Consider the following 11,649-nt stretch of genomic DNA (forward strand, 5'->3'; position numbering starts at 1 on the left):
CGGTACCAAAGCAGGATGATCAACACGAATTTCTGGCTGTTCCTGGCCGCCGCTTGTCTCATCGCCGCCGTTCCCGGCCCCGGCATTTTCTACGTCGCGGCACGGACCCTATCGGAAGGGCGCGGCAGCGGTTTTGCATCGACCGCGGGCACCGCGCTCGGCGGGCTGGTTCATGTGGTCGCGGGCAGCTTCGGCATCTCCGCGATCATTCTTGCCAGCGCCGAGCTGTTTGCCGCCGTGAAATTCGTCGGCGCACTTTATCTCGTCTGGCTCGGCATCAGGACTTTTCGCAGCGCCAGCCGCGCGCCGTCATTCGACAGCAAGCCCGTCGGCGACAAGCGCGCCTTTCGCGACGGCGTGCTGGTCGAGGCGCTGAACCCGAAGACCGCCGCCTTCTTCCTCGCCTTCATTCCGCAGTTCCTTGACCCGGCGGGATCGAACCCGACACTGCAATTCATCACGTTGGGCGCGCTCTCGGTGACGCTGAACACGCTCGCCGATATCGTGGTGGTGCTGATGGCCTCCGCGACACGTACGCAGTTGATCGGACGCCCGCATCTGATGCGACGTCTCACCCAGGGCTCCGGCGTCTTCATCGCAGGGCTCGGCCTGTCGCTCGCACTGGCGCGGCGGCCCGTGAATGGATAGCGCCACCATGCCCGCCCCGCAAAGCCGCATTTACGAGTCTCACGGCCTGCGGCTGCACTATGCCGACTGGGGCAACGACGGCGCGCCGGTCGCCATCCTGGTTCACGGCGGCCGCGATCACTGCCGGAGCTGGGACGTCATCGCCCGGTCGCTGCAGCCGCATTTTCACGTGCTCGCACCGGACCTGCGCGGTCACGGCGATTCCGACTGGACCAGGGGCGGCAGCTACGCGCTGACGGAGTATGTGTACGATCTGGCCCAGCTCGTCCGTGCCATCGCGGCGCCTCAAGTCACTCTCATCGGCCATTCTATGGGCGGCATGGTCAGCCTGATCTTTACAGGGGCATTCCCCGAACAGGTCTCGAAGCTGGTCGTGCTCGACGGCGTGACGATGTTGCCGGATACACCAAAACCGCCGGTGCATGAGCGGATCGGCAAGTGGGTCGGTCAGCTCGACAAGTTGCACGACCGCGCACCGCGCCGCTATTCGACCCTCGAAGACGCGGCGGCGCAGATGGTCCTTCACAACAAGCGGCTGTCTCGCGAGCTCGCGCTGCATCTCGCCACCCACGGCGCGCGGCAGAACGAGGACGGCACCTATAGCTGGAAGTTCGATCCCTACCAGCGCGCCTCTGCGCCGCACCGGCTCTGGCCGGACGATCACATCGCGCTGTGGTCGCGCATCACCTGTCCGACGCTGCTCTTGAATGCCGGCGAAAGCTTTCTGGCTGGCGCGAGGGCCGCGGGGCTGGAGCGCTACTTTCCGCAGGCGCGCGTCGAGACCATTGCAGGGGCCGGACACTGGCTGCAGCATGACAAGCCGCAGGAGGTGTTGGGTGAGATCCGGCGGTTTCTCGGGCTTGGCGAGGACGCTGCGGGCTAGCTCCGCAACATCCGCGTCATTGCAGATCTAGCTCAGCGTTCCCGAGTGCACCCACCAGCCGGAATGATCCCTGCGGATATTCTCGGCGGCGGCATGCGCCTCGGCAGATGCGCCATAGATCGCAAAGCACGTCGCCCCCGAGCCGGACATGCGGGCGAGCTTGACGCCGGCGGAGCCACGCAAGGCTTCCAGCACGTCGCCAATCACCGGCTTGATGCGCATCGCAGGCGCTTCGAGATCATTGGCGACGGTCTCGAGAGTATCGATCCAGTCGGCGATGGAGGCGCCCTCGCCTGGCCAGGCCGGGCCGTCGAAGACGGACGTGGCGCCGACCAGGAGTTCGCCGTTGCGCAGGCCCAGCTCCTGGAACACGTCCTTTGTCGCGACCGGCACGCGTGGATTGACCATCACGCAGGGCATGCTCGGCAGCATCAAGGGCAGCAGCTGCTCGCCGACACCGGTCATGTCGCAGGCGCGCGAGAACAGACACACCGGCACGTCGGCGCCGGTCGCAAGCGCAACCTTCTGGAGGCGGGCGTCGTCGAGCGACAGATCGTTGAGGCGCGCCAGCAACCGCAGCGCCGCCGCGGCGTCGGCCGAGCCGCCGCCGATGCCGGCGGCGACCGGGAGCACCTTGTCGAGCGCGAAGGCGCCCAGCTTCAGGTTCGGGACGGCTTCGGCCAGGAGCTTGGCCGCCTTGAACACGAGGTTGTCGGCCATATTGCCGCAGGCCGCGGCGAGCGGCCCCGTCGTGGTGAGCTTCAGCTCGCCGCCGGGCTCCAGCGTGAGCCGGTCGGCGCAGTCGGCAAAGGCGACCACGCTTTCGAGATCATGATAGCCGTCGGCACGACGGCCGACCACGCGAAGGCTCAGATTGACCTTCGCGCGCCCTTCTTCAATCAACGCCGGCATTGACGACACGCCCCCAACTTCAACTCACTCAGCCGCCCTTGCCGTCGTCCTTCTTCTTCTCCTTCTCCGCCTGCGCAGCCGAGGAGTTCGAATTGTCGTCGGTCATACCGTTTGCAATCTTGGCCTCGATCTTCGGAAGCTCATCCGCTTCGGGCTTGAGATCGCGGGCGTGGGCCCACTGGAACTTGGCTTCCAGCGTGCGGCCGACGCGCCAATAGGCGTCGCCAAGGTGATCGTTGATAGTGGGATCCTCGGGCTTGAGATCAATGGCGCGCTCGAGGTTCTTCACCGCGTCCTCGTAATTGCCGATGCGGTAATAGGCCCAGCCAAGGGAGTCGACGATGTAGCCGTCATCCGGGCGCTGCTCGACTGCCCGCTTGATCATCTTCATGCCTTCGTCGAGATTGATGCCCTGGTCGATCCAGGAATAGCCGAGATAGTTGAGGACGTGCGGCTGGTCGGGTTGCAGCTCGAGCGCCTTCTTCATGTCGGCTTCGGCCTTGCCCCACTGCTTGGAGCGCTCCTCGCAGATGCCGCGATAATAATACCAGACGCTGTTGGCCTTATCGTTGCCGGCCGGCAGCACGTCGACGCCTTGCGAATAGGTCGCGCCGCATTCGCCGAACTTCTTGCGGCCGCGCTCGATGTTGCCGAGCGCCATGATGGCTTCGAGATCCTTGGGATCCTCAGTGGTGACGCCCTTGAGGATCTTGATCGCCTCGTCGGTGCGGTCGGCGGAATCCAGATCGATGGCGAGCTGGATTTGGGCGTTGCGCTTGAGTGGAGAGGACGACGGCACCCGCTCGTAGACCTTGATCGCCATCTGCGGCCGCTTCACCGATTCATAGAGATCGGCGAGCGAGAGCAGCGCCAGGGGATGGGTGGGCTGCAGGTAGAGCGAGAGCTGGAGGTAGACCAGCGCCAGATCCTCGCCGCCGCGGCGGGTCAGTGTGGCGCCGATGCCGTAGAGTGCTTCTGCGGCGCCGGCTTGCGCGCTATCGACCAGCGGCGGCATCTTCTTGCCGGCCTTGGTGTCGCGCAACCCTTCCACGATCAGCGGATGGCGGGCGAGCTTCTTGTCGAAAGCCTGGTAGACCGTGGTCGCGGCGGCCGAGTCCTTGTTGCGAGATAGCCAGCGCGCATAGGCCTCGGTGACACGCAACATGGAATCGTCGAGCTTGTAGGCACGCTCGAACCGGGTGCCAGCGTCTTTCTCCTTGCCGGCGAGTTCGAGGATCATGCCGGCATGGAGATCCTTGAACAGCGGATACCATTCAGGACCGGCCAGCTTGTCGATGGTGGCGACGCCGCCCTTGGCATCCCCCGCACCATAGGCGGCCCAGCCCGACAGCAGCGTGGCGACGAGATCGGTGATCGGACCGCGGATCGACTGGTTGATGTTGGTCTGCGCGGTCGCGTACTTCTTGAACTTGAGATCGTGCACGCCAACGACGAGCCGTGCAACGCGGTTGGTCTTGTCGATGGTCAGGATGCGCTCGGCGAGCTTGACAGCCTCGTCGATGTCACCGTCGGCGACCGAGGAGATGAAGGCGCGGTCGAGCAGCTCGTTGTTCTTGGGGTCGGTGCGCAGGGCCGAGCGATAGAATGCAGCGGCGGAGGCCGCGTCGCGCTCGACGCTGGCGTGGCGGGCGGCGAGATAGCTGCCGGAGGTGGTCAGCGCCTTCAGATCGTTTCGGGTCGGAAACTGCGCCGCCGTGTCGGACGGATGGTCCGGCGTCTGCGCCCGGACCGCGCCGGGGACCGTCGCCATCGCTGAGCCCATGAGGGCAATGGCGGCAACAGTCCAACGGTTGAAACGATTTGAAAGCATCGGGGCTCGCCTTGAGTTGGTAGTGCCTGGGTTTGCAGAAGGCCGTATCGCAAGCGAACGCGGCCGGTGGCATGGGGACCCGGAACCGTCAGGCCGACAATGCCGCTTTTGGCGCTTCACCGCAAGGATTCGGGCCGGGCGATCCCCTCCGCACGGCACAAATCGGCCAAGTGACCCGTCAAGAGCGCCCCAAGACGCCGCCAGTATGGCCTTATCGTGACCACGGGGACCGCGGCCGGGTTCTCACGCGAACGTGCGTCACAGGGCGAAGATCACGCAACTCTGGTCACATTGGCCTCGGTCACATGGATCGTGACTTGCTGACCCCAGCCTACATGGCCTCGTAGTTCGGACCGCCGCCGCCCTCCGGGGGAACCCAGGTGATGTTGCCGTTGGGGTCCTTCACGTCGCAGGTTTTGCAGTGAACGCAGTTCTGGGCATTGATCTGGAAGCGCGGGCCCGAACCTTCCTCGATCCACTCATAGACGCCGGCCGGGCAATAGCGATTCGAGGGACCGGCAAACACGTCGTGCTCGGAGGTCTTCTGGAGGTTCATGTCCGTGACCTTGAGATGGACCGGCTGGTCCTCCTCATGATTGGTATTGGACAGGAACACCGACGAGAGCTTGTCGAAGGAAATCTTGCCGTCCGGCTTCGGGTAGGTTCTCGGCGCGTGGGTCTTGGCCGGATCGAGCGTCGCGCGATCGGGCTTCGCGTGCGACTGGGTGCCAAATAGCGAGCCGCCGAACAGCGTGTTGCACCACATGTCGAAGATGCCGAGCCCGGCGCCGATGAAGGTGCCGAACTTCGACAACAACGGCTTGGCATTGCGGACAGGATAGAGGTCCTTACCGACGACGGAATCGCGCCAACCGTTCTCGTATTCGACCAGCTCATCATTGGCGCGGCCCGCAGCGAGAGCCACGTTAACATGTTCGGCCGCGAGCATGCCGGTGCCCATGGCATTGTGCACGCCCTTGATCCGGGGCACGTTGACGAAGCCGGCCGCGCAGCCGATTAGCGCACCGCCCGGGAAGCTCAGCCGCGGCACCGACTGGTACCCGCCTTCGGTGATGGCGCGCGCGCCGTAAGCCAGCCGCTTGCCGCCTTCAAGCGTCGCGCGGACGGCCGGATGGTTCTTGACGCGCTGGAATTCGTCGAATGGCGACAAATAGGGGTCGTTGTAGTTGAGATGAACGACGAAACCGATCGACACCAGGTTCTCGTCATAATGGTAGAAGAACAGGCCGCCGCCGGTGTTGTTGTTCAAGGGCCAGCCAACCGCGTGCTGCACGAGGCCCTTCTGATGCTTGGCCGGATCGATCTGCCAGACTTCCTTGAGCCCGATGCCAAATTTCGGCGGCTCACTTTTGGTGTCGAGCGCGTATTTCGAGATCAGCTGCTTGGTCAGGCTGCCGCGCGCACCTTCGGCGAACAGCGTGTACTTGCCGAGCAATTCCATGCCACGGGTAAAGGAGTCCTTCGGCTTGCCGTCCCGGCCGATCCCCATGTCGCCGGTGGCGATGCCGCGCACCGCGCCATTGTCGTCATAGAGCACTTCGGCCGCGGCAAAACCGGGATAGATCTCGACGCCTAGCGCTTCCGCTTTGCGCGCCAGCCAGCGGCAGACATTGCCGAGCGAGCCGATATAGCAGTGATGATTGTCCATCAGCGGCGGCATGATGAAGTTCGGCAGCTTGATCGCGCTGGTCTCGGTGAACCAGAAGAAGCGGTCGTCCTTGACCTGCGTCTTGAGCGGACAATCGGAATCCTCGCGCCAGTCCGGGATCAGCTTGTCGAGCCCGGCCGGATCGATCACGGCGCCGGAGAGAATATGCGCACCGACCTCGGAGCCCTTCTCCACCACCACGACATTGAGATCGGCATTGATCTGCTTCAGCCGGATCGCCGCAGCCAGGCCCGAGGGACCGGCGCCGACGATGACGACGTCGAATTCCATGGATTCGCGCGGGGGAAGTTCTTCGGTGCTCATCTGATCTCAGCCCTTGAGACGGTCCTTGGTCGATTGCGCCCTCTTGTTTCCGATTTTTCCGGGTAGGACAACCTCGGAAATGCGTTTCGCCGGGGTGCAAGGCGCCCCAAACTGGACTAATAGTCAGACTTTCCGATGATCCCAGAACCCGCACCCACGGTCCGAGAGCTGCTCGCCTTCTATCTGGAGGCCGGAGTCGATTGCACGCTCGCGGAGGAACCGATCGACCGCCTGGCGGAATTGGATGTTCCACCTCCGGCCCCGCGCGCGCCACCTCCAGTCGAGGCCCCACGGCCGGTCGCCGCGCCCGCGGTGATGCGCGGCGAGGCGGCACCTGCGCCCGACATCGCGATCGCCTCGGCGCGCGAGGCCGCACGCACCGCGCCAAGCTTGGAGGCGCTGCGCGAGCTAATGCAGAGCTTTGACGGCTGCGCGCTGAAGCACACGGCGACACGTTTGGTTTTCGCCGACGGCAATCCGCAGGCACGCATCATGTTCGTCGGCGAGGCACCGGGCCGCGACGAGGACATCGAGGGGCTGCCCTTCGTCGGGCGCAGCGGCAAGCTGCTCGATTTGATGATAGGAGCCATAGGCCTCAACCGCACCACGGCCTACATCGCCAACGTGATTCCCTGGCGGCCGCCCGGCAACCGCACGCCGACGCCGCAGGAGACGCAAATCTGCCTGCCGTTCATCCAGCGCCAGATCGAGCTGGTGAATCCGGAGGTGCTGGTGACACTCGGCAATCCCTCGACGCAGACGCTGCTGTCGACCCGCGAAGGCATCATGCGTACCCGCGGCCGCTGGTTCGACTACGAGACGGGCGGGCGCACCATTCGCGCGCTGCCGACCTTCCATCCCGCCTATCTGTTGCGCTCGCCGTCGTACAAGCGGCTGGCCTGGCAGGATCTGCGCGCGATCGCGAAGGTGCTGGCGGAGGCGTGAGGGGCCGTACAGCCTTTCGCCGTCATTGCGGGCGCAGCGAAGCAATCCAGAATCTTTCCGCGGAGGGGCTGTGGATTGCTTCGTCGCAAGGGCTCCTCGCAATGACCACCGAAAGAGCGAGCAACTAAGTCCCCTTCGGCCGCACGATGGCCCAGCCGATGCGCAGGAGTTGCTGGCGTCCGGTCACCAGCCATTCGAAGGCGCGCGGGACTTCCGGCACGATGCCGGGAAAGCGCGCGAGGATGTCCGGCGGCGGCGTGCCGGCGGTATCGGAAGCGCGCCAGACCACGACGCCGCCGGTCTCGCTGAATTTGGCCTGATTGATCCAGGGTGTACGCGCGGGCTCGGCATCGATGAAGAGATGCGGCCGGCCGGAATGCAGCGTGATCAAGCTCGCAAGCTGGGTCTCGCCGGCGACCGCGCGCAGGCGATGATTGGTGCGGCGGGCAAAGCTCTCGTCGAAGAAGTCCGAAATCGCGCGGGCCGGCATCGAGGTCGCGATCTCGTTGGCACCGGTCCACGGCAGCAGCAGGACGGCGAGCACGACGCCGATTGCGGGCGCCACGACGGCAGCCGCCCAGACCATCCGCAGCATCCTCGCGCGGCGCATCGCGATGAGATCGCCGGCCCCCACGACCACGGCAAGCCCCGACAACACCAGCACGACGCCGGCGCCGCCGACGACGGCGTCGAGGCCCAGCAGGCCGGAGATCAGCACCGCGCCGAGCGCCGGCGCCAGCGCGAAGAAATAGACGAAATTACGTGCGAGCGGCTCGACCGGCGGGCGGTAGATGATCGGCGCCTCCTCGCTCTTGGGCACGAACAGGCCGGTGTTGAGGACGGTCAGCGCCGGGATCGCCGCCGCACCGAGCAGGAGCCCCCCGAGCAGCCAGGCCGCGTGCAGCGCACGGGCATTGAGCTGGGCGACCTCAGGCAGGGCCGGCAGGACGAGCGCCTCGGCGCGCGTCAGCCAGACGGCATAGGGCAATGCCAGCACGGCGACGACCACCAGCGCAAACAGCGGGTCGAAGGCACGCAACGTGCGGCGGCCGTCCGCGGTTGCGAGCGCGAAGACGACGATCAGCAGCAGCAGGAAGATCGCAGCCGGCGTCGTCAACAGCAAGAGGCCGGCCTCGATCGACCAGGCAAACCAGGCGTTGCCGCGGCGCTGTCCGATGATCTGCCAGGAATGCAGCAGCAGCAGCGCCCAGAGCGGTCGCGCCAGCACCAGAGGGCCGAAGTCGAGTGTGGGCGAGGAGAAGGCCAGCAGCGTCATGGTCAGCAGCACGGCCAGCACTGCCTGCTGGGGGCCGACCACCGCGCGGGACAGATGATAGAGCGTGATCAACGTCGCGATCCCGCAGAGTTCGGCCAGCACGTAGACACCGAACAGGTGGCCGCCGGCAGCGCGATAGGCGATGTCGGCGAGCCAGACCGGCAAGGGCGGCCCGAGATCGGTGCCGACCTGGTATTCGCGGCCGAAGGCCAGCAGGGTCGCGAGACTGCCGGGCGGGCTGCGATAAAACACGAGCGCCACGAACAGCCACATCGCGGCCTGGAGCAGCACGGCGATCCAGACGATCAGCCGCGGCCGCGCGCGAATGAGCTCGATGACCAGGGAGGTAAACCGCATGTAACGTCCGAAAGATGCAGCCAACCCGTGAAGCCGGCCCTATTCGCTCACGACTGTTTTGATAAAGGGCGTGACGCGTCGTGGCAACTGAGTCTCGTCTAGAGATTTGCCGACGCGTCGACTTCCAGGCTCGCGTCCACCTGCAGCTGGATCTCGGTCACCGCAAACAGATCCTGCGCCGGCTCGACCGTCCAGGGCATGTGCTTGGCGCGTGCGGCGGCGACGGGGGCGAAGAAGCTGCGGTGGTGGACGGTGGGACCGAGGCGGTTGAGCGCGTCGAGGTGCTCGGGCACGGCGTAGCCCTTATGCTGCTCGAAACCGTAGCCGGGACAGTCCTGCGCCAACGCGCACATCAGGCGGTCCCGCGTTACCTTGGCGATGATCGAGGCCGCTGCGATCGACAGGACGATGCCGTCGCCGCCGATCACGGCCTCGCAATCGCATTCCGTGTCGAGCCGGTCGCGGCCGTCGACGAAGACGTGCCGCGGCTGCTGGGGCAGCGCCACCACGGCGCGCTTCAGCGCCCACAGCGAGGCGCGCAGGATGTTGTCGCGGTCGATGCGGGAGCGCGAGGCGACGGCCACCGAGACCTGGGCGGTCGCGCAGATCTTGCCGAACAGCCTTTCGCGCTCCTCGGCCGTCAGGCGCTTGGAATCGTCGATGCCGCGCGGGATGCGGTCGGGATCGAGAATCACCGCCGCCGCCACCACCGGACCGGCCAGTGGCCCCCGGCCCGCCTCATCGCAGCCCGCTACCGGCCAAACGCCGCACTTGATCAGCGCGCGCTCACGGCGGAAGCTTGGGGCAACGATGATGGCGCTCTTTGTGCCGGCCAGCGCCTTGGCGATTTTTTTGGGCGCAGCTTTCTTGTTCTCAGGCGCAGCCTTCTCGTTCTTAGGCGCAGCCTTTTTGGGCGCGCCTTTGGCCGGCTTCTTGGCGGATTGATCCCGAATCATGGCCGGGATCGTGCGCAAGCGGCATGGCCTGCGCAATCGGGAACCTCGAACAATTCCCGTTATTCAAGCCAGCCGCCCTATTCCGCCAGATGCACCCGCCGGTCCTCGCCGACGTCGATGCCGGGCGCGACCACGACCTCCCAGGGATGGCCGTCAGGATCGGCGAAATAGCCGGAATAGCCGCCGTAGTCGGTCTCATGTGCTGCCTTCAGCAACGCGGCTCCCTTGCTGACGGCGAAGACCAGCACCGCATCCACCTCCTCACGCGCGCGGCAATTCCAGGCGAGCGTCATGCCGCGGAACGTCGATGGCCTCGGATGATCAGGCAATTTGGCGTCGACCGCGAGTTGATCCCAGGGAAACAACGCGAGCACCGGACCGCCGGTGTCATAGAACGCAACGGTCTCGCCGGTTACCTTGAGCCGGCGCGAGAAACCGAGCGCGTCGTAAAGGCAATGCTGGCGCGGATGTCGTTCACGCCCAGCGTGATGACGGTCAGCCGCGGGATAGGAGCTGGCGGTTCCTTACTCATAGACGCCTCTCTCACTTCGTCCCTCAGAACAGGCTGAGCTGATCGCCGTTCCGCTTCGGCTTGGCAAAATGATCCGTCGTCAGCTTGGCGCGCCGTTTGTTCAGCCCGAGCCTGTCGCAAGCGATCTCGAAGCGGCGGCCGATGGTCCAGGCCATCGGGCCGGTGCCCTTCATGCGCTCGCCCCATTTCGCATCGTAGTCACGGCCGCCGCGCATGTCGCGGATCAGCGTGAAGACGTGGCGATACCGGTCCGGATAGTTCGCCATCAGCCATTCCCGAAAGAGATCGCGCACCTCGAGCGGCAACCGCAGCAACACGTAGGAGGCCTCCTTGACGCCGGCATGGGCGGCGGCATCCAGGATGCGCTCGATCTCGGAATCGTTCAGCGCGGGGATCACGGGCGCGACCATGACGGTGGTCGGAATGCCAGCCTCGGAAAGCTGCTTCAGTGCCTCCAGCCGCTTCGGCGGCGTGGACGCCCGCGGCTCCATGGTGCGCGCTAGTTTCGGATCGAGCGAGGTCACGGAGATCCCGACCTTGGCGAGGTTGCGTTTGGCCATTCGCGCGAGAATGTCGATGTCGCGCACGACCAGCGCCGACTTGGTGACGATCCCGACGGGATGGCCGGCGCGCTCCAGCACCTCCAGAATGCCGCGCATGATTTTGCGCTCGCGCTCGATCGGCTGATAGGGATCGGTGTTGGTGCCGATCGCGATCATCCGCGGCTCGTAGCCCGGCGCCGCAAGCTCCTTCTCGAGCAACGCCGGCGCCTCGGGCTTCACGAACAGCTTCGACTCAAAGTCGAGCCCCGGCGACAGGCCGAGATAGGCATGCGTCGGCCGCGCGAAGCAATAGACGCAGCCGTGCTCGCAACCGCGGTAGGGATTGATCGAACGATCGAAGCCGATGTCGGGAGATTCGTTGCGGGTGATCACCTTGCGCGAGGTGTCGATCCCGACCGTGGTCTTGAACGGGGGCAGTTCTTCAAGGCTCTGCCAGCCATCGTCGAATGCGACGCGCGCCTCGGCCTCAAACCGGCCGCTGGCGTTGGACTGCGCGCCCCGGCCTCGCCTGCGCTGGCGGTCGATGGCGACCGCCAGCTCAGGGAAGTCAGAAGGCGCACCCGCCGGCTCGGAGGGCGCCGTGACCGGCGGGTGCTTGAGAGCATGAGAGGATGCTGGACTCATGAAGCCAAGATAGCATGTCAAAGGAACAAATCAAGAACACAAACAAAAAACGTGAAAACAACCCCATGCACAGTAGAGCTGCCCAAATTTCGGGCGGGGGTTTTTGACTTCACGCAACACCAGCGTGAC

Annotated in this window: 9 protein-coding genes and 1 pseudogene; 3 read left to right on the plus strand and 7 right to left on the minus strand. The window is 65.3% G+C overall.

Annotated features, from left to right (window positions below; all coding sequences use genetic code 11):
- The first annotated feature begins 15 nt into the window (after positions 1 to 15).
- Together IVB54_RS29090 and IVB54_RS29095 are read left to right on the plus strand one after the other, a co-directional pair.
- Positions 16 to 648: a LysE family translocator gene (locus IVB54_RS29090; RefSeq protein ID WP_018454903.1), complete on the plus strand. Its 633-nt coding sequence runs from the start codon at positions 16 to 18 to the stop codon at positions 646 to 648.
- Positions 649 to 655: 7 nt separating this feature from the next.
- Positions 656 to 1,531, plus strand: a complete 876-nt coding sequence (locus IVB54_RS29095) for an alpha/beta hydrolase (protein ID WP_039799260.1) — start codon at positions 656 to 658, stop codon at positions 1,529 to 1,531.
- Between the two features lie 27 nt (positions 1,532 to 1,558).
- Here IVB54_RS29095 and IVB54_RS29100 read toward each other — a convergent pair whose 3' ends face one another.
- The 3 genes from IVB54_RS29100 to IVB54_RS29110 all read right to left on the minus strand — a co-directional run bounded on the left by IVB54_RS29100 (position 1,559) and on the right by IVB54_RS29110 (position 6,267).
- On the minus strand, positions 1,559 to 2,443 hold the full coding sequence (locus tag IVB54_RS29100; RefSeq protein ID WP_018454905.1) for a 4-(cytidine 5'-diphospho)-2-C-methyl-D-erythritol kinase: 885 nt from the start codon (positions 2,441 to 2,443) through the stop codon (positions 1,559 to 1,561).
- Positions 2,444 to 2,471: 28 nt separating this feature from the next.
- Positions 2,472 to 4,274 (minus strand): tetratricopeptide repeat protein, encoded by a 1,803-nt coding sequence (locus tag IVB54_RS29105; protein ID WP_026232840.1) that lies wholly within the window; start codon positions 4,272 to 4,274, stop codon positions 2,472 to 2,474.
- Positions 4,275 to 4,605: 331 nt separating this feature from the next.
- Positions 4,606 to 6,267, minus strand: a complete 1,662-nt coding sequence (locus tag IVB54_RS29110; RefSeq protein WP_018454907.1) for an electron transfer flavoprotein-ubiquinone oxidoreductase — start codon at positions 6,265 to 6,267, stop codon at positions 4,606 to 4,608.
- 135 nt (positions 6,268 to 6,402) lie between these two features.
- Between IVB54_RS29110 and IVB54_RS29115 the strand changes: the two genes are divergently transcribed.
- Complete coding sequence (locus tag IVB54_RS29115; protein ID WP_018454908.1) at positions 6,403 to 7,212, plus strand: uracil-DNA glycosylase; 810 nt, start codon at positions 6,403 to 6,405, stop codon at positions 7,210 to 7,212.
- 124 nt (positions 7,213 to 7,336) lie between these two features.
- On the opposite strand, the gene IVB54_RS29120 is transcribed toward IVB54_RS29115, so the two are convergent.
- The 4 genes and pseudogenes from IVB54_RS29120 to IVB54_RS29135 all read right to left on the minus strand — a co-directional run bounded on the left by IVB54_RS29120 (position 7,337) and on the right by IVB54_RS29135 (position 11,520).
- Positions 7,337 to 8,845, minus strand: a complete 1,509-nt coding sequence (locus tag IVB54_RS29120) for a glycosyltransferase family 39 protein (protein WP_018454909.1) — start codon at positions 8,843 to 8,845, stop codon at positions 7,337 to 7,339.
- A gap of 98 nt (positions 8,846 to 8,943) precedes the next feature.
- Positions 8,944 to 9,801, minus strand: coding sequence for a ribonuclease HII (locus IVB54_RS29125; RefSeq protein WP_026232841.1), 858 nt, complete (start codon positions 9,799 to 9,801; stop codon positions 8,944 to 8,946).
- Positions 9,802 to 9,878: 77 nt separating this feature from the next.
- Positions 9,879 to 10,333: pseudogene (locus tag IVB54_RS29130) on the minus strand (VOC family protein).
- A gap of 23 nt (positions 10,334 to 10,356) precedes the next feature.
- Positions 10,357 to 11,520, minus strand: a complete 1,164-nt coding sequence (locus IVB54_RS29135; protein ID WP_018454912.1) for a PA0069 family radical SAM protein — start codon at positions 11,518 to 11,520, stop codon at positions 10,357 to 10,359.
- Positions 11,521 to 11,649 lie beyond the last annotated feature (129 nt).

This window comes from Bradyrhizobium sp. CW1 (assembly GCF_023100665.1).
GTDB lineage: Bacteria > Pseudomonadota > Alphaproteobacteria > Rhizobiales > Xanthobacteraceae > Bradyrhizobium > Bradyrhizobium canariense_D.